This is a genomic window from Rickettsia rhipicephali str. 3-7-female6-CWPP (assembly GCF_000284075.1).
GTDB classification, from domain to species: Bacteria; Pseudomonadota; Alphaproteobacteria; order Rickettsiales; family Rickettsiaceae; genus Rickettsia; species Rickettsia rickettsii.
This window is the reverse complement of the sequence record NC_017042.1, coordinates 433203-456960: the sequence shown is the minus strand read 5'-3', so window position 1 is coordinate 456960 and position 23758 is coordinate 433203. Positions and strand designations below refer to the sequence as shown.

The following is a 23758-nucleotide window of genomic DNA, read 5'->3' as shown; positions in this document are numbered from 1 at the left end:
AGCTCCGGCAAGCACCAAGATAAATCTTTTAGTTGAAAAATAATCTATTTTACTACTTTATCACCTATAAAACCGGTATTTGTAATGGTAACAAAAGTTTCTTCTGAACTAATCGAAGTAACCTGCCATTCTACCAATGTTAGGGTTTTTATACGCATCCCATTCAATAAGTATTTTTTTATTTTTTTCAATTTCCTGCACGTTAATTTGAGCTGAGAAGCCATACATTTCCCATGTCCAAGTGATTTGTTTCTTAACTTCTAGCTTATCGCTACTTTTAGTAAACCAAAATTTTGAGGTAATATTAGGATTTATAAAAGCTTCAAATACTTGATCAATTGGTTTACTTTACGAATAAGCATTGCTGCTTTCACAATTGGTTTTAACTGATTTATATAAACATCCTTATTAATAGTAATTTTTAAAAACTTTTTGTAAATTATTAGAATTCTTTCCAAAGGCTATATTACATCGTAATAAGTATTGTAGCCTATAGTAGTAAAGTTTATTTTATTTTTACCAATCAGACAAAAACATAATTTGGCTATAGGTTGTATAAGGTACGGTAGCAAATCCGGTTGGTAACATTACGACAAATAATAAGACAAGTTTTGCAAGTAGCGTTAATAGTAACGGTATTATTACCTTATCACCCGGCTCGGTAAATATATTTGCTAACAATATAACGGCTAATAGTGTAGTTGCAAGCGGAGCAACTTTAGTATTTACCAACAAACTTGCCTTTAATAGTAATTTAACCGGTAACGGTACTACGATTAATTTAAATGCAGTACTAGTATTATATACCGGTCAAAGCAGTTTTTTAGGTAAGCTAATTGTGGCTACAAACTATGATCAAGCAAAAAATTCCGGTGGTAATGATTACACCCGGTAGTAAAATGGATTTATCTTCACTAGATAAATTAGAGATTCAGTTTAACGGTACTGACGTACATATAGGAGAAATAAATGAAAATACTAAATATTCACTAATATCTTCAGAGGACGGAAATGGCCTAATTCCGTTGTCTGCCGATAAAATTAAATTTTTCATTGACGGTAATGACAAGAGTTTCATTAAATGGTCGATAAATACTTCATCATTAACTTTATCGGTTACTAATATAGCCAATGAAATATTGCAAAAAGAAATAGATGAAGGCAGTTTTACACCGGAGGAGGCATAAGATATTGCAACACTGATCCGTGCATCTGAAGATACTGAGGCGGATACGTTTCAAGACGAGTTTGTTTTTTTACTATTGAGCAACAAAAAGAAACACTAGATCGTGTTACACCAGATATGGTAAGACCGGGAGCGGTAATAACTGCAGTAAATATGCAAGTTGTATCTCATAGTATAGTCGGTAATTTATCTTCTTTAGATTCTCGAATAAATAAAGTTCAGACAAGTCAAAATAAAGTTGCTATTTCTACCGGTGATGAGACAGAAGTAGATTTCGGTACGTGGGCTAGCTAGTCCTTTTGTCGGCAAATAGTACTCAAAAGGCACAAAATAATCTAAGCGGTTATAAATCTAACTCAACCGACGGTACTGTCGGTTTTGATAGTTGAGTAGGCGATGATTTCTTACTTGGCGTTGCTTATACTAGAGCTGATACTAAGGTAAAGCAGAAAAATAATAATGTCTGCGATAAAAGTAAAGTACAGAGCAATATTTACTCTTTATACGACTTATATAATGTACCAAATAAAAATTGGTTTTTTGAAGGTATAGCTTCTTACGGTGATAGTAAAGTTAAGAATTATTCACAGCGTAATATTGCTTTGGGTAGGAATTTGATCAGTTATGAAACGGCAATCGGCAAATATAAATCACGTTCATATACCGGACAGATTTTAGCCGGTTACAGTTATTTAGCTCCGAAAGCGATTAATTTAACACCGACCGTGGGGATTAGATATTCCGATATTAGAGATTCAGGATATACTGAGACCGGTACAACTTTCCAAAATTTAATCGTTAAAGGGAAGAAGTATAATATGATTGAAGGGCTTGCAGGTGTTAGGATGTCAAAAGATATTAACGTAGAAAATATAGTTTTAATCCCTGCAATTTACGGCATTCTAGACTATAACTTTAAAGATAAAACTCCTGCTATCGATGCTAGGGTACAAGGGATGGACAGCCCACTTACGACTAATAGCTTTAAGCCTGCTAAAACTAGCTTTAACTTTGGTGTCGGTGTGACTGCCAAACACCAAATGATGGAATACGGCGTTAATTATGCTGCGAATGTAGCGAGTAAATATTTCGCTTAACAAGGTAGCTTAAAAGTGCAGGTAAATTTCTAGGTTCTTGCGTAAGAGTGCTAATTGATTTGCTTTAAATCAGTGTAATTCTGCGGTCTAGGTGAACAAAATTTTTGTGGATACCGATAGCCCGACTGAATTGCCAAGCCGGAGCAACTAGGTTACCACGGCAGGTGTTGCCTTTGGTTGCAACATCAAAGGCACAACATCCACCTCCCCCTAGTTTTATCAATCCCTCGAAAAGTTACTCTAACTTCCTTAGTAGTCTTATTTACTTACAATAATTTTTATTCTTTCTAATAGTTTATTTTCAGTGTATTTTTACACTAAAATTTAATTCACAAGAAAAATATGCAAAACTACCGACAATATTTAATTTTAAGTCTTATATTAATCTTTATTCAAATTAATCCAGCTTTGGCATTAGAGGATAAGAGAGACTCTTCAGTATATTATCATAATAAAGGTACTAATTTAGCTATTGAGTTAAATCCTAAATTTTCAAAAATATATAATAATAAAGGTCTAACTTTAGGAAAGCTAGGTCAATATAGGTTAGTACTTGACGCTTATAATAAGGCACTTGAACTTGATTCAATAAATTCTGAGATACAAAATAACCAAAAACGCTTATTAAAGCTTATTAAATAAAAAATAATTAAATATTTTGACCTTTCATAGTCACGAGCCTATTGTTACTAAAGAATTATAGAACAAATAGAAAAAGTTTTTGCATCAATGTATATTGAGCCTGATTTATTGAGCAAAATAATTAAAAGTGTTAAAGAATCGGCAAAATATGAAAAAGATTATTATAACACAAGAATAACAGAATTAAATAAAGAGCTTATCAGTGAAAAAATAGCCTTGATAAGCTTAGAAGTAAACTTTTAGAAGGTATATTTACAAATGAAGAGTACGAAGGAAGATAAATATAAATTAACAACACGTCATGATAAAGTAATGTTAGAGATAGCAGAGCATAATAAAGGTAATGATTGTTTTACGGTAAATTGAGTTGCCAATGCACATCAATATTTTGTTTTGTCAAATGCTGAGGGAACAAGACGCCTAATAAAAACTGTGTTTTCGACAATTAAATTAACAGGCAAAAAGCTTGACTTTATACTGCATTCGCCGTTTGATTCATTAGTAAATTTGTCAAAAATCGAGGAATGGCTCCCCGGGCCGGACTCGAACCAGCGACTAAACGGTTAACAGCCGTTTGCTCTACCACTGAGCTACCGAGGAACATTAGAAGCATCTGGAAGATTCAGATACTTCCTTATAACAAATCTTTATTATAACGTCTAGCGTTTTCTTTATATAAAATAAAAAAGTTTTATTCATCACCTATTTTTAAAGCTGCAATAAACGCAGATTGCGGAATTTCGATATTACCGTACTGTCTCATTCTCTTTTTACCTGCTTTTTGTTTCTCAAGTAATTTACGTTTACGACTTATATCACCGCCGTAACATTTAGATAAAACATCTTTACGTAGGGCTTTAATAGTCTCACGAGCGATAATACGGCTACCTATGGTTGCTTGAATTGCTATATCAATCTGCTGTCTCGGTATTAAATCCTTTAACCTTACGCATAATGCCCTCCCCCTTTGCTCGGCACGTGAGCGGTGTACGATTGTGGATAGTGCATCAACCGCCTCTGCGTTAACCAAAATCCCAAGCTTAACAAGTTCGGAAGGTTCATAAACATCCATTTGCCATTCAAAACTTGCATAACCTTTAGAACAGCTTTTTAAACGATCGTAGAAATCGTAAACTATCTCATTTAGCGGTAATTTATAAATTATTTTAGCCCTATTTGCTATATAGCTATGATCGAGCTGCCCCCCTCTCTTTTCCGTACAAAGCGATAGTACCGCACCTAAAAACTCATCAGGTACCATTATAGTTGCCTTAATCCAAGGCTCTTCCATTGATTCGATTTTTTGTAAATCAGGCAAATCTGCCGGGTTATGTATCTCTAAGCTCTCACCGTCCCGCATATGAATTTTATACACCACGCTTGGAGCGGTAGTGATTAAATCTAAATCGAATTCCCTACTTAAACGTTCTTGGATTATCTCTAAATGTAACAGCCCTAAAAAGCCGCATCTAAAACCTACTCCGAGTGCCGAAGAGCTTTCCATTTCATACTCAAAACTAGCATCATTAAGACGTAATTTAGCTAGTGAATCCTTTAGATGCTCAAATTCCGAGCTATCCGTTGGATAAAGACCACAAAACACTACGGGTAAGTTTGGTTTAAAACCCGGTAGAACTTGCTCACAAGGCTTTTTTTCATCAGTGATAGTATCCCCAACTTTACAATCCGCTACTTGCTTTATAGCCGCAGTAAAGAAGCCGATTTCGCCTGCATGCAGAACATCAGAAATATGTTTTTTCGGAGTAAAATAGCCAACATTCTCAACGGTATAAACCGAGTTAGTAGCCATCATTTTAATACGCATATTCTTACGTAAGTAGCCATCAATAACACGTACTAAAATAACCACGCCAAGATATGGATCATACCAACTATCAACAAGCAAAGCTTTCAAAATATCAGAACTACTTTCTTTTGGCGGAGGTAATTTATTTACTATAGCCTCTAAAACTAAATCAATCCCTATACCGCTTTTAGCAGAGATTAGCACAGCCTCACTTGCATCGATTCCGATTATATCCTCTATTTGCTGCTTAACCTGTTCAGGTTCTGACGCCGGTAGGTCAAGCTTGTTAAGCACCAGTACAATCTCATGATCATTCTCGATTGCTTGGTAAACATTGGCAAGCGTTTGTGCTTCTACTCCTTGCGTACTATCAACCACCAATAACGAACCTTCACAAGCAGCAAGTGACCTACTAACTTCATAAGCAAAATCGACATGCCCGGGAGTGTCCATTAGATTCAAATAGTAGGTGTTACCGTCTTTAGCTTTATATACAAGCCGCACGGTTTGTGCCTTAATAGTTATACCTCTCTCTTTTTCAATATCCATCGAATCTAGCACTTGCTGGCTCATTTCCCTAGCCTGCAAGCCGCCGCAATGTTCAATTAACCTATCGGCTAACGTAGATTTACCGTGATCAATATGGGCGATTATTGAGAAGTTCCTTATATATTTTTGATTATTCATAATTATTGTGATATAATTTGCATTTGTTTATTGTCTGTTATCCCACGATCAAGTTGCAGGATGACAATAAACCACGATAATATATAACAAAATCGAAATTTATAACAGGAAAAAATAATGCGAGCTGAAATAGAAAATTATGTAAAAAAAATTGAGCAGTCTTTAGAACTACTTTGGAGGTCACTTTGACGTTGAAGCATCAACTGCAAGACTGAACACGTTAGAAGAGTTAACAGCCGATCCTAGTTTATGGAATGATCAGGCTAATGCTCAAAAATTACTGCGAGAAAAAAGTAATCTAGAAGAAAAACTAAACGCTTTTAATAAACTCAAATCCAATTTAAAAGATGCTTTAGAACTTGAAGAAATGGCTGAAGCCGAAAACGATTTAGAAACACTTTCACAAATTGAACAGGACTTAAAAAATTTAAGCATCATTGCTGCCAAATTTGAAACGGAATGTTTGTTTTCAGGTGAAGCAGACGGTAATAATTGCTTTTTAGAGATTAATGCTGGAGCCGGGGGAACTGAAAGCCATGACTGGGCGTCTATTATGATGCGTATGTATCTGCGTTTTGCCGAAAGACTCGGCTTTAAAACCGAAATAATCAATATGATTAACGGCGAAGAGGCAGGCATTAAATCATGCACGATTAGGATAATAGGAAAGCGTGCTTACGGCTGGTTTAAGACCGAAGCTGGCGTTCACAGATTAGTGCGTATTTCTCCGTTTAATGCAGCCGGTAAAAGAATGACTAGCTTTGCAAGTAGCTGGGTATATCCCGAAATTGATGATAATATAGCAATTACTATTGAGGATAAAGATTTAAGAATCGATACTTTTAGAGCATCGGGAGCCGGCGGGCAACACGTTAATACTACCGATTCAGCTGTACGTATCACTCATATACCGACCGGTACGGTAACACAATGCCAAAGCGATAGATCGCAGCATAAAAATAAAGCTCAAGCTATGAAAATGCTTCAAGCCAAACTCTATGAGCTTGAAATGCAAAAACGTACCGATAGCGTTAACGAGCAGAATGCCGCTAAAACCGATAATAGCTGGGGACATCAAATTAGATCATATGTTTTGCAACCTTATCAAATGGTAAAAGATTTACGTACCGATTATGAAACTTCCGATACTAAAGGAGTGCTTGACGGTGACCTTAAAGAATTTGTTTCCGCAAACCTTGCTATGAATGCGGGTGGTAAGAAGTAGTGAAAATCAATGAGCAATACTTTAAGTAATGAATCATATACTGATTTAATTAAAAATTTAAAACAAGAAATTAGCAAAGCTCGTATTAGAGCCCATTTAGCAGTGAATAAAGAACTGATAGTTCTTTATTGGAAGAATATAGGACAATTAATTTTAGAACGTCAGAATAAAGAACAATGGGGATCAAAAGTTATTCAAAATAGTTCTGATGATTTGCGTAAAGAATTTCCTGAAATGAAAGGATTATCATATCAAAACCTTTCTTATATGCGTCAGTTTTTTGCAGAATATAATAATGACCAAATTCTCCAACAGACGGTTGGAGAAATCCCATGGAGTCATAATATATTTTTTATATTATTTTTTCAAAACTAAAAAATATAAATCAAAGAATTTGGTATACACAACAAACCATCGAAAATGGTTGGTCAAGAAATGTATTATCTTTGCAAATTAAAAGTAATTTACATGAAAGGTCAGCGGAAGGTATAAATAACTTTTCCAATACTTTACCTGAGCTACACTCTGATTTAGCAAGGTCGATTATAAAAGACCCGTATAACTTAGAATTTTTAGATATTCAAGGTAAAATAATAGAACGAGATTTAGAAAATAAATTGATAGATAATATTAAAAACTTTTTATTAGAGTTAGGACAAGGTTTTGCATTTGTTGGCAATCAGTATCATATAGAACTTGAGGGAGAAGATTATTATTTGGATTTAGTTTTTTTTATCACATAAAACTCAAATGCTATGTTGTTATTGAATTAAAAACCGGCAAGTTTAAGCCGGAATATGCCGGTAAACTAAATTTTTATCTTAATTTAATGGATCGCACAATTAAAGATAATTTGGATAATCCTACAATTGGGTTAATTTTGTGCGAAGAAAAATAAGGTATTACTGTAGAATACGCTATAGAAGACATCCAAAAACCAATAGGAGTACCACAATTTAAGCTTACAGCAACATTACCTAAAAAGGTTAAAAAATTCCTGCCTACCCCTCAAGATCTAGCAAAGCTAAAAAGCGCATAAATTACTAAAAGTTATTTTTCTTGATATCATGGTCAAGCTTTGGCATGACCTTTTCATATTTCAACCTTATTATTTTTATCGCAACATGAAAAACTATAAAAACTTTACTACTGCTATTTCTATATTTATTATAGCTATAGCTTCGGTTCTAGGATTTCAGAGTTATCAAAAATTTACTCAAGATAAACATTTTGAGCAGGTAATAAGCGATCTAAATAATCTAGAGTTTGATCCTGCTAATGAACAAATCCGCAAGAATTTTATCTCAGAAATACAAAATATTTATGTAACCGAAAATCCTGAGATAGATAAGAATATAAAATATGTATGGGTTTTATCCGCAAGACATTCTTATACCAAAATACCTATCAATTCCGATACTCAAAATATAAGGGCTGCAGATAAAGAGGACGGATATAATAGGATGAGGCTTGGCATAGAGATTGCAAGAGAAGTAGCCGCTAAAAAACTTGATAAGCAAATATCTCTTCAAACCTTAAGAATGGAATACTTACTATCATTCTACCTCGTATTGAGATTAAAGAACAAGAAGCGCTTGATAAAAATATTATTACCGATTATCCAAAAGAAAATTTTTATATTTTTACGCTGCCGGAAAACCAAACCAATACCGGCGGACAATTTAAAACTTTATATAAAGAGTATGAGAACGGTAATATTGACTTAAGTAACGCCGAAATTGCTATTGTTACTCATGTTCGTGTTAATCGATATTGTTAGTCGATCGAAAATTTGAAACCATGGGAGTAGATAATGAACTAAAGCAGGAGCTAATAAAATTACCTAACTATATAGAGAAATAGTGGTTTTATTTCAGAAAAATTAAATGCTAATATTTAGCAATGCTTGATTAATCAATTACTATCTCTCTTGCTTCTTGTTCTTTAATCTCAATACGAGGTAGAATGATAGTAAGTATTCCATTCTTAAGGTTTGAAGAGATATTTGCCTGATCTACATCTTCATATAATGATATTACATAATTAAAATTTTTATTCATATAATTATCTGAATCATCAGCTTTATTTTTTTCTTCTATATTCCCTGTAATAAATAATTTATTACCGTTTACTTTAACCTTAATTTGACTTTTATCAAAGCCAGGTACTTCCATAACAATAATATACTGCTTATCTTTAGTAATAAAATTGCTTTTTATGCTATTAGATTCATAAAGCGGCAATCTATTTTTAAATAAATTATCAATATTTGTAATTTGATTATCTATTAAATCTGCTACCTGACGCAGTGGCGTTGCATTACCGGAATCATAATTCTTATTAGCTATTGCAATATTACTAGATAAAATCATAGCTGCTATAGACGGAATATATAATCTTACGCTCTTTAACATAAAACCACCATTAATTTTGTTAGTTATATATTTAAATATATAAAATTATCTATTTAAATTCAAGTCTTACATTTCCATAATTTGCTGAAAGTACACTGCCCAAAATAGAAACTAATAATCTCCGCAAAAATAGTTTGATCTTCTATGCTCCATAATATATCTAGATATTCAACTAGCAGAGCAGAACTTTTTAACGATTTATATTGAACATCTTTAACTCCTCCATACATTGCAAAAAAGCTATAGGAAAGCACGGATCTTACCGAACCATTAAAGCATCAACCCAACTAACACCTGATTTATAAGTGGAGTAAAGAGAATATTGCTCTGCCATTTCTTGTGATATGGTAAGCTCTGTAAAAGTTTTAGACTGATTAAGTTTGTTATTAGCAATTTTACGGTCTAAAATATTTATCTCGTGTTTTTTGTCGTTAATATCTTTATATATTTTCAAAATTTCAGGAATTATTGAACTAATAAATCCTGTTATAAGTAATCATAAATACCTATCTATATAAATTTTAGGATAAGTATAGCAAAGATAAGTCATTATACTAAGAAAGAGGCAAAAAGGGGCAGCATGGACTGATTATTTATGTCATTTCTACGAAAGCAGGAATCCAGTTTTTTAATCTAATTATATACTAAACTAAATTTTTATATAGTTTGCTGTGTTTTTTTATCATTTTTTACTGGATTCCTGCTTTCGTAGAAATGACATCGAACATGTTTAATGATCCATGCAACAACACCAATAATAGGAAAACTGATCCACTCAACAATTACTTTAAATTAGACCAAATGCGGTTTTTTGCAATATAGAAAAAGATAGTAAATACCACTAAAAACATCATAACTTTAAGACCCATAGATTTACGATGTTCCATTTCCGGCTCAGCTGCCCATTGCAGAAATACCGTAATGTCTTGCGACATCTGCTCTACACTTGTGTTAGTACCGTCCATATAGGTTACCTGACCATCTGTAAGCGGCGGCGGCATTGCTATTTGCTCGCCAGGGAAATAGGGATTATAATGAGTTCCCTGCATCAGCTTAAAATCTGCCGGCGGTTCGGTATAGCCGGTAAGTAGCGAATATATATAATTAGCTCCGTCATGACGTGCTTTTATTATCAACGATAAATCAGGAGGATGGGCACCGTTATTAGCTGCTCTTGCTGCTTGCTCATTAGGGTAAGGAGGTACAAAACGATCAGAGGGAAGAGCGGGGCGGTCAAACATCTCACCGTCATCATTAGGTCCGTCTTTTATCGTATAGCCTTTGGCAATCTCTTTTATCTCGTCATCCGAAAAGCCGATATCTTTAAGATTACGGTAATATAAATTGTTTAAACCGTGGCAGACACTACAAACTTCTTTATAGACCTGAAAACCTCTTTGTGCTGCTTCACGATTAACTGTACCAAATACACCGTCAAACGACCATTTCATCTTTTTTGGATGTAATACTTCTTCGTTGGCTAAACTTAAGCACGAAGTTATTAGTATGATGATAGAGATAAATAGTTTAGTTTTCATAAATTTTTTTGAGTCGTCATTGCAAGGAAAAATTGAAAATTTTGACGAAGCAATCTCAGGAGTTTATTATTATTTTATAAGATTGTCGTGTTGAGATTTGGTCTTTCCTTGCAATGATGTTTTTATTACAGTATAATTTCATTATACAAATCATCCCAATTTATATTTGTTTGTTCTATTAAACCGGCTTTAATTTGTTTTGCTCTATTTATTGCTGAATTCATAGTTTGATGAATCTCATAAAATACTAAAATTTTGCAATTATACTTTTTGCTAAACCCCTTAATTGTATCATTTTTGTGTTGATATATTCTTTTTATTAAATTAGAAGTAACACCAGTATAGAGTATACCATTTTTCTTGTTAGTTACTATAATATATACTATTGGTTACTTCATAAATTTGTATAATACAAAAAACGTCATTGCGAGCAGCCATAGGCTGCACGGCAATCTCATGAAATAATAACAAACTCCTGAGATTGCTTCGCAATGACTTAACTCTTACAACTCCTCCGGCAATGGCAGCGGTTTTTCATATTTACCTATCAGCGGCAGAACTACTAAGAAATGAAAAAAGTAATAATAAGCAGCAAAACGGCTAATGGTAATATACGGCTCTTCTACCGGCTGCCCGCCTAAATAACCAAGCAATAAACAATCTGCCATAAATATCCAAAAAGCAATGCGGTATATCGGTCTATAATTGCTACTTCTAACTTTTGAAGTATCAAGCCAAGGTAGTAAGAATAACACAAATATACTTCCGAACATTAATAGCACCCCACCAAGCTTAGACGGCACGGCTCTAAGTATTGCATAAAACGGCAGAAAATACCATTCAGGGACAATGTGGGCAGGCGTAACTAACGGATTTGCTGGAATGTAATTATCGGGATGTCCTAAATAATTAGGTTCGTAAAAAATAAAATAGGCAAATATTATGAAATAAACTCCGAAACCGACAAAATCCTTTACGGTATAATAAGGATGGAACGGAATAGTATCTTTAGGGCTTTTAACATCTATCCCTTTTGGGTTATTTGAACCATGCTTATGCAAGGCCACTAAATGCAGCATCACTAAAGCAACAATAATAAACGGCAATAAATAATGCAGTGAGAAGAACCTATTTAATGTCGGGTTATCAACAGAAAAACCACCCCATAACCACGTAACTATGAACTCCCCTATGAACGGAATAGCGGAAAATAAATTAGTAATAACCGTTGCTCCCCAGTAACTCATCTGCCCCCAAGGAAGCACGTAACCCATGAAAGCCGTAGCCATCATGGTTAGAAAAATGATGATACCGATATGCCAAAGCAGTTCTCTAGGTGCCTTATAAGAGCCGTAATACAAACCTCTTGCTATGTGTAAGTATACGGCGGCAAAAAACATCGATGCACCTACCGCATGAGTATAACGCAGTAACCAACCGTAATTCACGTTACGCATGATTCGCTCAACACTATCGAAAGCATGATCAACATGCGGAGTATAGTGCATAGCAAGTATGACGCCGGTGATTATCTGAATCACTAACGCAATACCGGTAATAGAGCCTAAATTCCACAAATAGCTAAGATTTTTCGGAGTTTGATAATGACTAAAATGCTTTAGGAACGCAAAAATAGGAAGACGATAATCTATCCATTCTATAATAGCATTAGGCTTTTTAGGGGTAATATCTTCATTCATAAATAAATTACCCGATTCTAATTTTTTTGTCGCTAATAAAAGTGTAAGGCGGCACAGCTAAATTTAAAGGAGCAGGACCTCTTCTAACTCTACCTGAAGAATCATATTGTGACCCATGGCACGGACAGAACCATCCATCATATTCACCTTGATTAGCAAGCGGCACACAACCTAAATGCGTGCAGATCCCGATCGTCACCAGCCAATTATCATGCCCTGCTTTCACACGTGCTGCATCTGCTTCAGGATCAATCAGCTCTGACATTTTAACGGCTCTTGCTTCAGCTATTTTGTCAGGCGTACGGTTAGTGATAAAAATCGGTTTACCTTGCCATTTAACCGTAACTGTTTGACCTACCGCAATATTTGATAAATCAACCTCAATTGATGATAAAGCTAGCACGTCTGCAGAAGGGTTTAAAGAATCAACGAGAGGCCAAAGAGTACATGCTGCCCCAACTGCTGCAACACTACTAGCCGTTAGAACCATAAAATCACGACGTGTTGTTTGTTTGTTTTTATTATCTTCAGTATCCGACATATAATATTAAAATGACATAAATTAACGATTATTATTACTACCGCTTGGGGTATTATTAAGATTATTTGGATTTGCTAGTTCTTCATAAGGATTTATTATAGGACGTTCAGCGTCTGCAGCACTATCTGTTTGTTTTGGCGTAAGCTTATTTATTTCATCTTCTAACACTTTTGCTCCTGTCCCTTTTTCATGCTTATATTCGCCAGGATCACTTAAGCAATTCCAAAAACTAACTAAATGATTCCAATTAGGACCGAGTTTTGTAGTACAATTTTGAGCAACTGCTTTAGTTGTATCTAATATCTCGACTGTAGTTTCAGTAAAATAATCTATAAACCCAATTTTTTTTAAGCCCAATACTGTATAATATACAGTAATTAAGGAAGCAACCGCTATAATTAAATACCATTTAGTGATAATAGACCACAGAAAAAATCCCATAGGATTTGCTGCCATTAACCTTCGTAAAGCCTGCCACATATACATATATTTTACTCAAAAAAAATTTATTAATAATATTCATTTTATTTTATATCACTACATTAGTAAAAATAAAGCAAAATCACGTAATATTATAAATATTTTTAATTAAACAGGAACTCAAGAAGAGTGCAATCGGTAAAAATACTAAATTAATTCCTATCATAATAAAAATTAATTGTAAGTTATTATCTTGTAATATTAAACCTGTCATTATAATATTCGGAATTAATAACGGCATGATAAATGTACCGACAAAGTTAGCATTCTTCTTAAAATAACATTGCACGCTACCGGATAACACTACTAAACTACTTGATAACACTAATATCATCCATACACTAATAAAGAAAAATATTATCTCAAGCAAAGTTTGATCAAAAAAAACATAAATAATGGGTAAAACAAAAACCAGCCCTATCGTACTACTGATAAATATAGCACAAAATTTAGCCAATATAATTTCTTCATGACTAACAATTGATAATAATAACTCTAAGCTTCCGTCTTCCAAATCAGATTTAAATATAACCGAAGAAAAACCGATTAATGAAATTAATAAACAAATTACCGAAAAAATTAAACCGAATTTGTTAATATCCCTTTCACTGTTAATTAAAACAGCACTAATTATGCAAAATAAAAAAAATATAACTAGATATTTAATTATATTATTAATGCGATTCTGCACTATAAATTCACGCTTAATTAGTACCAGTAGACTATTCATAATTATTAAATACGTTGTAAATTAAGTACATAATAGCTGCAACAGTTAAACCTATACCAATTTCAACAATAACTATCGCAATATGCTGAGCAAGTAGCTTATCATTGATAAAATTTGTTAGTGAATAATAATTTAAATAATTATCGTTAAAAAAGAGTGATATTGTTCCTACAATTGCATATATTGCTACCCCTAAAACCGCAATACAAACTAGCACGTTAGAAGGAAAATATCGGCTTAATTTTCGATTACCGTAAACTAAATCATAAGCAATAAGGCTAGATGCAAATATAACACCTGCTTGAAACCCACCACCCGGCGAAGACTCACCGTTAAGCTGAATATATATACTATATAAAATTATATAAGGTATTATAAAACTAGTAATATATTTTATTATTGGATTTGTCATCCCGTGGCTTGACCACGGGATCTTGTATCGCCTGCTGTGTCCTGAGATCCCGCGATCAAGTCGCGGTATGACATCATCAGACTTTCTGGAAAATATCAACAGCACGGCAATTCCTGCAATTAAAATTACGCTAGTTTCACCTAAAGTATCATATCCACGATAACTTGCAAGAATAGCAGCAACAAAAGAAGGTACACCTATATCTCTAGAGGTATTTTCGATATAATATTTACTTGAATGCATATGAATAGGAGCATTATCATCACCGTAATTCGGTAATTCTAGCCCCATATAAGCAAGAGTTACTACAAACAATAAACATATTAAACTTGCTGGAATAATATTAGTTCTCTCAATATTCTTTAAATCCGAAGGTAATTTACGCAACAAATTCAAATATACGCATGTTGATAAACAAGCTCCCAGTGCTGCCTCAGTCATTGCGACATCAGGAGCATCCATAATAAGATAGGATACACCAATTAATAAGCTAAATACAGAAGCAGCAATCACTGCATTTAGTAAATCTTTAGCAAAAACTATTTTTATCGAGATTAAGATCAATAAAAAAACAATTAAGTTAAGTAGGTAATTGCCGAGATCAAAATTTAAAGCTGTCTTTACTATCATATGGTTGTTAAAATTTAACGTCATTGCAAGGAGAAACGTAATTTCGACGTGGCAATCTTATCAAGCATCCTGAGATTGCTTCGTCAATTACTTCGTAATTTTCCTCACAATGACGGTACTATAAGCTCTAATTTTCGTAAATAAAGATGCTTTACCAAGTGCATGAGTTGCTACCGGATTTAGTATAAAAATCAATAAAGCCGCTAAAATTAATTTAACAGAGTTCACCATATCTGCTTCAATGCACGCAAAACCTATTAAGCAAATAGGCACGCCGAAACTCTCAATAACACTTGCTGCATGTAATTTAGTATAAAAATCAGGAAATCTAAAAAAACCGATTATTCCTGAAAATATAGCAAATAATCCAATAATTACTAATAAAATTCCTATATAGTACAGTGTCATTGTGTTTATCCTTTTTTCATCATTGCGAGAAAATTATGAAATAATTAACGAGGTAATCTCATGCAAAAGTCCTGAGATTGCCGCACGAACTAAAGTTCACTCGCAATAACGTTTTTACTCACCTTGAGCCAAGCTATAACCTGCAACCCCGTCAAATTCAAACAGATTCTCTACTTTGATAAAATCGATATTTGCTGTGCTTAAAGCTTCAAGCAATCTTGTGATATCTAAATGCTTTATTTCTGTGCCGTCTTTATTCATAAAACGACAACACCAATGATCGGAAACAGTTTCAAACCTTGTATCACGAGGCCACAGCTTTAATCCTTTTGACGAGATTGTTTTTAACTCAAAATTACCAAGATCAAGTTTATTAATTTTATCTGCTATATCGTGAGCGGAAGATACATTCATATTCACAAATATATCCGTACCGACCAATTGTTTAACTTCTTTAGTATCAATTTTATAATCTATATTGCTTTCTTGCTTCTCAGCAATTAAGGGATAAGCTGCTTTAGGTAGCTTTGTCGGTAACTGTCCTAATCTTTTCGTTACTTCTTCGGCAAATTCTTTTGTACCGACTTTTTTACTAGAACTCTGCTCATTATATATATCGGCTGTATGAACGCCATCCTCTATAGTTTTTTTCCAAGCATTTTCGATTAATGTAGCGATATCACCCTGCCCTATATGTACTAGCATCATTATTGCAGCATTTAAAAGCCCTGACGGATTTGCAATATCTTTACCGGCAATATCGGGAGCACTTCCATGTACCGCTTCAAACATCGCATAATGCTGCCCAATATTTGCAGAACCTGCAAGACCTACCGAGCCTGAAATTTCAGCAGCTACGTCAGATATGATATCACCGTATAAATTAGAAGTTACGATAACGTCAAATATTTCCGGTTTGGTAGCAAGCCTTGCCGTCCCGATATCGATAATATAATGCGCGTTATTAATTTGCGGGTATTCTTTTGCAATCTCATTAAATACTTTATGCAAAACCCCATCGGAAAATTTCATAATATTATCTTTGCTTAAACACGTGACTTTTTTACGGTTATTTTTTACTGCATATTCAAAAGCATATCTAATAATCTTCTCACATCCTGTATGACTTATCAACTTCATTGACTCATACATATTATGCGTTTGGCGGTATTCTATACCTGCGTATAAATCTTCCTCATTCTCACGTATAATAGTTAGGTTTAAATTTGGATATAATGTTCTAGTAAAAGGATGAAACGAAACGGAAGGACGAATATTAGCAAAAAGCTGTAATGTTTTACGAATCGTGACATTTAAACTTTTATATCCTCCACCTTGCGGAGTAGTAATCGGGGCTTTAAGTATAATACCGGTGCGTTGTATTGATTCCCAACTTTCCTCGCTTATGCCTGAAGTATAATGCTTCTTGTAAAGCTTTGCACCTACTTCAATGGTTTCTAAACGAATACGAGCCTCGGCTTTACGTAATATATAAAGCACTGCCTCCATTATTTCAGGACCTATACCGTCCCCGTATGCAATTGTAATCGGTGTAAATTCTGCCATATTAAATACTCTCTTGTTTATGTCATTCCCGCGTAGGCGGGAATGACACACAAAAATCCATACAACACTATCAATAGTTTATTGTTACTTCTTTTAATCTCTCATTCAACATAAAAGTCACTTCGGAAGTTATATTCAAATTATTTTTAGCATATAAGACTTGAGCACTTGGAATTACCAAATTAAGGTTATATTTCTCGGCAAGTTCACTAATTATTGTAATAGTTGTTTCATGGACTCTACTCATAGCCTCAGCGTGGGCTTGTTCAAGCTTTGTTTTCTTAATCTGAATTTCTTTTCTAACGTGGCTAACTTTTGCATTAAATTCGTTTACTTTATGCTCAAATTCGGTTTCACTTAAATGAGAACGCTCATTTAGCAGCTTCTCTTCCAGCGGTTTAAATTCTGCTTCTTTTGCAGCAATATCCTCTTGAATTTTATGATTAAGCTTTTCGATTTTTTTACGCAAATCTTTTATAGCGATCGAACCTTCCAATATAGATTGTACATCAGCAACAGCTACTCTAACTTTAAAATTATCTTCTTTAATTGGCACATTTTGTGCCTCCGTAATCGTTGAGAAATTTATTATGAAGATGCATAAACATAATATTCGGTATATCATCCTTGATCCTTTTAGATTAAACGGTGTCGACTAGGATTGTCATCCCGTGATCCTGAGATCCCGCGATCAAGTCGCGGGATGACCATTCAAGATGACTGGATTCCCGCCTACGCGGGAATGACACTGGAGCAACACCCTTATTAATCTAAGAATAAATAACATCAAGCAATTTGTCTATAATTAAAAACTTAACCTTTACCTAATATTGGCACATTCCTACCTCCCCATGGTGTATATTCGCCATCCGAATAATAAGGACTAGAAATAGGTTCAAACGAAATAGCTTTTATTGCTTCAGGACTTAAATAAGTACTCTCTTTATCACTACGCAAAGGTTTTCAGTAGCCAGTTCTTCTAGCTCAACATAAATTTCATGCTGTTCATTAAATTCATATAAAAAATTAAAAGCTTTATGAATATGCTCTGTTCCTTTGTTCTTAACCAAAACTGCTGTAATACCATAAGTCTTTTGCAGCATTGACATGTTTAATATCATCATCCATGAAAAATACGTTTTTTATTAGTTATTTCGGTATTATTCATTATTTCTCTTATATATTCTTTTTTAGTACAATTTTGTATTTCTTCAAAATTATTAGAAGGTAAAGCTGATTTTATATAAATTTTTGCTGCATCTTCCTTTCCCAGTAACCTTTCTAATGCATATTTTACAGCATGAGGATAATCATTAAATGATGCTATAGCTATTTTATGACCGGATAATATAATATTCTTAAAAAGGCGTGCTATTTGCTCTTCATTTTTCCAACCTAAATTTTCATTATCTAGGAATTTCTCCATCAGCTCTATAGAAAATTTTTGCTCAAGCCTAACTTTTTCTTGCTCTCGTTCTCATAGGAGCTAAAAAAGCGATTTTGTATATTACGTGCTATTAAACCTCCTAACCTCTCTCCGATATAATTATGCGAATGTCCAACTAAAATATTGTCACAATCAAATATAAATAAAGCTGTATTATCGTTCATTAATTTCTCTTATTTTAAAGTTTAAAAATTCTTAGTAATTTTTATTCTGCAGTTAAATCAATTTCTTTTTCAAGAACTTATATTCCAATTTTTGGTATTTCAGTGTATAATACGAAAAACTATTGTAAACTTGTGAGAATTTTTAAAGATGACATCTATTCGTAATATAGCAATTATTGCCCACGTTGATCATGGGAAAACTACGCTTGTTGATAACATGCTTAAACAAAGCGGAACATTTAGGGCTAACCAAGCAGTTGCTGAGCGTGCTATGGACTCTAACGATCTTGAGCGTGAGCGTGGAATCACGATACTTGCCAAATGCACTGCTCTTATGTGGAACGATATCCGTATCAATATAGTTGATACGCCAGGACACGCTGATTTTGGCGGTGAAGTAGAACGCATCCTTAGCATGGTTGACGGTGTAGTGCTACTTGTCGATGCATCAGAAGGACCAATGCCGCAAACAAAATTCGTGCTTTCTAAAGCGTTAAATCTGGGCTTAAAACCTATTGTCGTTATTAATAAAATCGATAGAGATGACCAAAGAATTAAAGAAGTTATCAATGAAGTATTTGAGCTATTTGTGGCACTTGAAGCAAACAACGATCAGCTTGACTTCCCTATAGTTTATGCATCAGGTAGAACAGGTAGAGCATCTTTAACCTTTGATGATAAAATTAATCCTTTAGACAATTTAGCAGATGATTTAGCACCGCTTTTCGACCTTATAGTACAGCATGTACCAAAACCCTTAGCCGATGACAAAGCACCGTTTTCTATGCTTGTTACTACTAGAGAATATAATTCTTTCTTCGGTAGGGTTTTAACAGGTCGTGTACAAAGCGGCACTGTTAAAATTAACCAAAACGTAAAAGTATTAAATCGTGAGAATAAAGTACTTGAAACCGGACGTATCACTAAAATATTAGCCTTTAGAGGCTTAGAGCGAATCGCTATAAATGATGCTACAGCCGGCGATATTATTGCCGTAGCAGGCGTTGAAAACGCCAACGTTGCCGATACTATCTGCTCCCCTGAGGTAACCGAGGCCGTACCGTCTCTACCTATCGATCCGCCGACTTTATCCATGACTTTTAGCGTTAATGACTCACCGCTTGCAGGAAGCGAAGGGACAAAAGTTACGTCGAGCTTAATTGGAGCTAGGTTAATGCGTGAGCTTGAAAGCAACGTTGCATTAAAAGTTACTGAAGCTGCCGAGAAAAATGCTTTCCAAGTTGCAGGGCGTGGTGAGTTACAACTTGGTATCTTAATTGAAACTATGCGTCGTGAAGGGTTTGAGCTATCTATTAGCAGACCCGAAGTATTATTCCAAACTGATGAGAAAGGTAATAAGCAAGAACCGATGGAAGAAATCCAAGTTGACGTTGATGATGATTATGTCGGAGTAGTCGTAAAATCTTTAGCACTGAGAAAAGCCGAAATGACTGATATGAGGCCGTCAGGCGGTGGTAAAAGCCGTGTTACGTTTATCGGACCGTCTAGAGGGTTAATCGGCTATCACAGCCAATTTTTAACCGAAACACGAGGCACAGGGATTATGAATCGTATTTTCCACGGATACGCTGATTATAAAGGAAATATCGAGGGAAGACGTAACGGCGTGCTTATCTCTAACGGTGACGGGGCAGCGGTCGCATATGCTCTATGGAATCTAGAAGAAAGGGGGAAAATGTTTATAAACCCTAGTGACAAAGTATATAGAGGCATGATTATCGGCGAACATAATCGTGATAATGATTTAGAGGTAAACCCACTAAAAGCGAAACAACTGAGCAACGTTAGAGCAGCAGGTAAAGACGAAGCCATAAGACTAACTCCGCCAATGCTTTTAACGTTAGAGCAGGCAATCAGCTATATACAAGATGACGAGCGAGTTGAAGTAACACCGAAATCTATTCGTTTACGTAAAGCTCTACTTGACCCTAACGACCGTAAAAGAGCTGCAAAGTAGGTATGCCTAAAAAAGTTGACATCGTCATTGCTAGGAAAAACTATAAGTTTTGACGAAGCAATCTCTGGAATCTTGCTTTATGAGATTGCCACGCTCCTTTCAGTTGCTCGCAATGATAAAAAAACTAAGCTAATACATTAAATACTATAATAACAAACCTTTTTAACGGCTTCTATTACATCACCCTCACTCGGCAGAGCTAGTGTTTCTAAATTAACAGCATAAGGCAGGGGAAGAGCCTTGCCGCTTACAATCTCTATCGGAGCATCTAAATAATCAAATGCTTCTTTCATAACAATAGAAGCTATACTTGCACCAACACCTGCAAAAAACCACCCTTCTTCCACCACAACTAAACGATTAGTTTTTTTCACTGATTCTATTATTATCTCAGTATCAAGCGGTTTAATAGTGCGAAGATCAATAACCTCGCAATCAATATTATCATTCTGCAAAACATTTACAGCATCTAAGGCAAGTTTTACTTGAATCGAGAAAGTGACTATAGTGACACTACTACCCTCTCTTAAAATTTTTGCCTGACCAAAGGGTATAGGCTCGATTGTTTCCGGTACATCAAAACTATGACCGTATAAAATTTCATTTTCTAAAAAAACAACGGGATTATCGTCCCTAATAGCTGTAAGCATCAGTCCTTTATGATCTTCTGCACTATAAGGAGCTACTACTTTTAATCCCGGAATGTGGGAATAGCAAGCTGTATAATTTTGGCTATGTTGTGCAGCTACTCTACTTGCTGCTCCGTTTGGTCCTCTAAATACTATCGGACATTTGACCTGCCCGCCTGACATGTAATGCGTTTTTGCAGCTGAATTAACTATGTGATCGAATGCTTGCATAGCAAAGTTAAAGGTCATAAACTCCACGATCGGGCGAAGTCCTGCAAAAGCTGCTCCGACTGCAAGCCCTGCAAAACCATATTCCGTTATCGGTGTATCAATTACCCTCTTAGGACCAAATCGCTCTAGTAATCCTTGAGTTACCTTGTAAGCTCCTTGATATTCTGCAACTTCCTCGCCTATGACGAAAACCTTGTCGTCTCTTATCATCTCTTCTTGCATTGCATCACGCAACGCTTCACGTACCGTTATTTGCATTTTTCTTTTTTATTTGATTAAATTAAACGTCATTGCAAGGAGGCTTGCCTGCGTGAACATCATTGCAAGCAACCGTAGGCTGCGTGGCAATCTCATGAAATAATAACAAATTCCTGAGATTGCTTCGTCAAAACTTACAGTTTTTTCTCGCAATGACGCCTTAACAGTACACCTGTGTATACAACTCCCCTTCATCAGGTAGCAGTGAATTTTCTGAGAATTCTACTGCTTCTTTCACAATTTCTTTTACCGACTGTTCTATTTCTTTTAAATCCGCTTCGGTTACATATTTATTGTCGAGTATCGTTTTTCTTATTATTACCAACGGATCACGCTCTTTATATTGCTCAACTTCTTCTTTACTGCGATATTTTGCCGGGTCGGACATCGAATGCCCACGATAACGATAAGTTTTTACCTCTAATATCAGCGGAAAGCTATTTTCTCTAACATACTCGGCTGCTTGCTTAGAGCCGTCATACATTTCTTCAAAATCCATACCGTCTAGCTGAAATCCTTTAATCCCAAACGATGCCCCTTTCTTATATAAATCACGCATAAAGGTAGAACGTGCTACAGACGTCCCCATCGAATATTCGTTATTTTCAATAATATAAACTACCGGCAAACCCCATAAAGCAGCCATATTAAAAGCTTCATATACCTGACCTTGATTAACGGCACCGTCACCTAAAAAAGTAAAACAGATATTATGCGTATCGTTATATTTTTCAGCAAACGCAAGCCCTGTGCCTATCGGTACTTGAGCCCCTACTATACCGTGTCCACCGTAAAATTTGTTTGGTACATCAAATAAATGCATCGAGCCACCCTTACCTTTCGAGCAACCTGTAACACGCCCCATAAGCTCGGCAAGAACATACTTAGGCTCAGTTCCTGCTAAAATAATATGAGCATGGTCACGATAACTAGTAATAGTGCTATCACCTTTTTGTTTAACCATATCTACTGCAGAAATTACTGCTTCTTGCCCTATATATAAATGACAAAAACCACCGATTTCTCCCATTCCGTATAACTGACCGCATTTTTCTTCAAAACGACGCAGTAGGAGCATATTTTTAAAGCTTTTTATATATTCTTCCTTTGTCGGCTTATATTTTCCTAACTTAATATCCACTAATTACTCCTTAAGACTATTGTCACCCCGTGGTCAAGCCACGGGGTGACATCTGTAAATTAAAAGTCACAAAATATGGTACATGATCCGAAGGTGGAGGCCAATCACGTGCTTCTGGTAGTAAATGCATAGAAAATAATGCATCTTTTAAATTATCGCTAACCCAAATATGATCAAGCCTTCTACCTCTGTTAGATTTTTTCCAATCTATATTTCTATAACTCCACCAAGTATAAAATTTTGTGTCAAGCGATACGAAATGTCTGCTACTATCAATAAAACCTAACGTATTTTGTAGCTCTACCAATAACGAGCGTTCAATATCGGTATGGCTGATAACATTTCGCAACTGCTTACTAGACCATACATCATGTTCATGCGGAGCAATGTTCAAGTCCCCGACAATAATCATTTTATCGTTTTTAGTACGGTTAGTCGTTAACCATTCCTGCATTAACCTTACATATTCGAGCTTATGCTTAAATTTTGTATTTACCTCGATATCAGGTATATCACCACCGGCAGGAACATAAAAATTATGTATTTCTATATCATTAACTATAGCTGCTATATGCCTTTTATCACTATTATATAACTCCAATGAAAAAACATTATTCAAAGGAAATTTTGAAATAATAGCAACACCGTTATATGATTTCTGCCCTGAATATATTACATGTTCATAGCCTATATTTTTAATAACTTCAAGAGGAAATAATGAGTCAGCTACCTTTGTTTCTTGAAGTAAAATAATATCCGGCTGATGTTCATATGCTAATTTTCTTAATAAATCGATCCGTAGACGCAATGAATTAATATTCCAAGTAACTATCTTCATTAGACTTGT

27 protein-coding genes, 1 tRNA gene and 6 pseudogenes are annotated in these 23758 nt (G+C 34.9%); 11 read left to right on the top strand and 23 right to left on the bottom strand.

All coding sequences use genetic code 11. The features are described from left to right. Positions 1-44: 44 nt before the first annotated feature. From MCC_RS10105 to MCC_RS02495, 3 genes and pseudogenes are all read right to left on the bottom strand, one after another. A complete protein-coding gene (locus tag MCC_RS10105) occupies positions 45-191 on the bottom strand; it encodes an SRPBCC family protein (RefSeq protein WP_014408393.1) in 147 nt (48 codons plus the stop codon). A gap of 7 nt (positions 192-198) precedes the next feature. Continuing rightward, positions 199-303: pseudogene (locus MCC_RS11390) on the bottom strand (polyketide cyclase); the annotation flags it as partial. 213 nt (positions 304-516) lie between these two features. Then, on the bottom strand, positions 517-732 hold the full coding sequence (locus tag MCC_RS02495) for a hypothetical protein (RefSeq protein WP_014408392.1): 216 nt from the start codon (positions 730-732) through the stop codon (positions 517-519). Positions 733-851: 119 nt separating this feature from the next. On the opposite strand from MCC_RS02495, the gene MCC_RS02490 reads away from it, so the two are divergent. The 5 genes and pseudogenes from MCC_RS02490 (at position 852) to MCC_RS09415 (ending at position 3168) form a co-directional block, all read left to right on the top strand. Continuing rightward, positions 852-1187 (top strand): hypothetical protein, encoded by a 336-nt coding sequence (locus tag MCC_RS02490; protein ID WP_041405406.1) that lies wholly within the window; start codon positions 852-854, stop codon positions 1185-1187. Positions 1188-1303: 116 nt separating this feature from the next. After that, complete coding sequence (locus MCC_RS10100) at positions 1304-1480, top strand: hypothetical protein (RefSeq protein WP_231288738.1); 177 nt, start codon at positions 1304-1306, stop codon at positions 1478-1480. Positions 1481-1590: 110 nt separating this feature from the next. Beyond that, a pseudogene (locus tag MCC_RS02480) lies at positions 1591-2283 on the top strand (autotransporter outer membrane beta-barrel domain-containing protein); the annotation flags it as partial. A gap of 342 nt (positions 2284-2625) precedes the next feature. Beyond that, positions 2626-2925: a tetratricopeptide repeat protein gene (locus MCC_RS02475; protein WP_014408389.1), complete on the top strand. Its 300-nt coding sequence runs from the start codon at positions 2626-2628 to the stop codon at positions 2923-2925. An 87-nt stretch (positions 2926-3012) separates the two neighbouring features. Further along, positions 3013-3168, top strand: coding sequence for a hypothetical protein (locus MCC_RS09415; protein ID WP_014408388.1), 156 nt, complete (start codon positions 3013-3015; stop codon positions 3166-3168). 282 nt (positions 3169-3450) lie between these two features. Here MCC_RS09415 and MCC_RS02470 read toward each other — a convergent pair. Together MCC_RS02470 and lepA are read right to left on the bottom strand one after the other, a co-directional pair. Then, positions 3451-3525 (bottom strand) — tRNA-Asn (locus MCC_RS02470). 91 nt (positions 3526-3616) lie between these two features. Next, complete coding sequence (gene lepA / locus MCC_RS02465) at positions 3617-5419, bottom strand: translation elongation factor 4 (protein ID WP_014408387.1); 1803 nt, start codon at positions 5417-5419, stop codon at positions 3617-3619. Between the two features lie 117 nt (positions 5420-5536). On the opposite strand from lepA, the gene prfB reads away from it, so the two are divergent. The 5 genes and pseudogenes from prfB to MCC_RS11385 all read left to right on the top strand — a co-directional run bounded on the left by prfB (position 5537) and on the right by MCC_RS11385 (position 8371). Next, positions 5537-6644, top strand: a protein-coding gene (gene prfB, locus MCC_RS02460; protein ID WP_155813850.1) for a peptide chain release factor 2 whose coding sequence is annotated in 2 segments (ribosomal slippage) — positions 5537-5605 and positions 5607-6644 — 1107 coding nt in all. Because the reading frame shifts where the segments join, the coding sequence is not laid out codon by codon here. Between the two features lie 9 nt (positions 6645-6653). After that, on the top strand, positions 6654-7019 hold the full coding sequence (locus tag MCC_RS10095; RefSeq protein WP_014408385.1) for a DUF1016 N-terminal domain-containing protein: 366 nt from the start codon (positions 6654-6656) through the stop codon (positions 7017-7019). Next, complete coding sequence (locus tag MCC_RS10085) at positions 7004-7387, top strand: PDDEXK nuclease domain-containing protein (RefSeq protein WP_050987077.1); 384 nt, start codon at positions 7004-7006, stop codon at positions 7385-7387. The genes MCC_RS10095 and MCC_RS10085 overlap by 16 nt, the downstream gene beginning before the upstream one ends. Beyond that, a pseudogene (locus MCC_RS11080) lies at positions 7384-7683 on the top strand (PDDEXK nuclease domain-containing protein). The gene MCC_RS10085 and the pseudogene MCC_RS11080 overlap by 4 nt, the downstream one beginning before the upstream one ends. A 507-nt stretch (positions 7684-8190) precedes the next feature. Then, a pseudogene (locus MCC_RS11385) lies at positions 8191-8371 on the top strand (hypothetical protein). Between the two features lie 183 nt (positions 8372-8554). Here MCC_RS11385 and MCC_RS02440 read toward each other — a convergent pair. The 15 genes and pseudogenes from MCC_RS02440 to MCC_RS09395 form a co-directional block, all read right to left on the bottom strand. Next, positions 8555-9058, bottom strand: coding sequence for an Hsp20/alpha crystallin family protein (locus tag MCC_RS02440; RefSeq protein ID WP_014408382.1), 504 nt, complete (start codon positions 9056-9058; stop codon positions 8555-8557). A gap of 59 nt (positions 9059-9117) precedes the next feature. Beyond that, positions 9118-9312 (bottom strand): hypothetical protein, encoded by a 195-nt coding sequence (locus tag MCC_RS08855; RefSeq protein ID WP_155813846.1) that lies wholly within the window; start codon positions 9310-9312, stop codon positions 9118-9120. Positions 9313-9317: 5 nt separating this feature from the next. Then, positions 9318-9512 (bottom strand): hypothetical protein, encoded by a 195-nt coding sequence (locus MCC_RS08850; RefSeq protein WP_155813844.1) that lies wholly within the window; start codon positions 9510-9512, stop codon positions 9318-9320. Positions 9513-9840: 328 nt separating this feature from the next. Beyond that, entirely contained in the window at positions 9841-10596 is a 756-nt protein-coding gene (locus tag MCC_RS02430) for a cytochrome c1 (protein ID WP_014408381.1), read from the bottom strand. A 248-nt stretch (positions 10597-10844) separates the two neighbouring features. Then, positions 10845-10946, bottom strand: a pseudogene (locus tag MCC_RS10075) (GIY-YIG nuclease family protein); the annotation flags it as partial. Between the two features lie 153 nt (positions 10947-11099). Beyond that, the gene (locus tag MCC_RS02420) at positions 11100-12296 is read right to left on the bottom strand and encodes a cytochrome b (protein ID WP_014408379.1); all 1197 of its coding nucleotides are present in this window, start codon (positions 12294-12296) and stop codon (positions 11100-11102) included. 7 nt (positions 12297-12303) lie between these two features. Continuing rightward, positions 12304-12837, bottom strand: a complete 534-nt coding sequence (gene petA / locus MCC_RS02415) for a ubiquinol-cytochrome c reductase iron-sulfur subunit (protein ID WP_014408378.1) — start codon at positions 12835-12837, stop codon at positions 12304-12306. A 21-nt stretch (positions 12838-12858) separates the two neighbouring features. Further along, positions 12859-13317 (bottom strand): DUF2670 domain-containing protein, encoded by a 459-nt coding sequence (locus MCC_RS02410; protein WP_014408377.1) that lies wholly within the window; start codon positions 13315-13317, stop codon positions 12859-12861. A gap of 82 nt (positions 13318-13399) precedes the next feature. Continuing rightward, complete coding sequence (locus MCC_RS02405; RefSeq protein ID WP_014408376.1) at positions 13400-14047, bottom strand: heme exporter protein CcmB; 648 nt, start codon at positions 14045-14047, stop codon at positions 13400-13402. Further along, positions 14040-15113: a DUF4040 domain-containing protein gene (locus tag MCC_RS02400; protein ID WP_014408375.1), complete on the bottom strand. Its 1074-nt coding sequence runs from the start codon at positions 15111-15113 to the stop codon at positions 14040-14042. Before MCC_RS02400 ends, MCC_RS02405 begins: the two co-directional genes overlap by 8 nt. 63 nt (positions 15114-15176) lie before the next feature. After that, positions 15177-15497 (bottom strand): Na+/H+ antiporter subunit G, encoded by a 321-nt coding sequence (locus tag MCC_RS02395; RefSeq protein WP_014408374.1) that lies wholly within the window; start codon positions 15495-15497, stop codon positions 15177-15179. A gap of 114 nt (positions 15498-15611) precedes the next feature. Beyond that, entirely contained in the window at positions 15612-17063 is a 1452-nt protein-coding gene (locus tag MCC_RS02390; RefSeq protein WP_014408373.1) for an NADP-dependent isocitrate dehydrogenase, read from the bottom strand. A gap of 70 nt (positions 17064-17133) precedes the next feature. After that, entirely contained in the window at positions 17134-17688 is a 555-nt protein-coding gene (locus MCC_RS02385) for an OmpH family outer membrane protein (RefSeq protein WP_012152589.1), read from the bottom strand. A 301-nt stretch (positions 17689-17989) separates the two neighbouring features. After that, positions 17990-18187, bottom strand: a complete 198-nt coding sequence (locus tag MCC_RS09400) for a hypothetical protein (protein WP_014408371.1) — start codon at positions 18185-18187, stop codon at positions 17990-17992. A gap of 251 nt (positions 18188-18438) precedes the next feature. Beyond that, a pseudogene (locus MCC_RS09395) lies at positions 18439-18674 on the bottom strand (hypothetical protein); the annotation flags it as partial. A 148-nt stretch (positions 18675-18822) separates the two neighbouring features. On the opposite strand from MCC_RS09395, the gene typA reads away from it, so the two are divergent. Then, complete coding sequence (gene typA / locus MCC_RS02365) at positions 18823-20652, top strand: translational GTPase TypA (RefSeq protein WP_014408368.1); 1830 nt, start codon at positions 18823-18825, stop codon at positions 20650-20652. 137 nt (positions 20653-20789) lie between these two features. Here typA and MCC_RS02360 read toward each other — a convergent pair whose 3' ends face one another. The 3 genes from MCC_RS02360 to xth all read right to left on the bottom strand — a co-directional run bounded on the left by MCC_RS02360 (position 20790) and on the right by xth (position 23749). Further along, on the bottom strand, positions 20790-21770 hold the full coding sequence (locus MCC_RS02360; protein ID WP_014408367.1) for a pyruvate dehydrogenase complex E1 component subunit beta: 981 nt from the start codon (positions 21768-21770) through the stop codon (positions 20790-20792). A 160-nt stretch (positions 21771-21930) separates the two neighbouring features. Then, entirely contained in the window at positions 21931-22911 is a 981-nt protein-coding gene (pdhA, locus tag MCC_RS02355) for a pyruvate dehydrogenase (acetyl-transferring) E1 component subunit alpha (protein ID WP_014408366.1), read from the bottom strand. Positions 22912-22933: 22 nt separating this feature from the next. After that, a complete protein-coding gene (gene xth, locus MCC_RS02350; protein ID WP_014408365.1) occupies positions 22934-23749 on the bottom strand; it encodes an exodeoxyribonuclease III in 816 nt (271 codons plus the stop codon). Positions 23750-23758 lie beyond the last annotated feature (9 nt).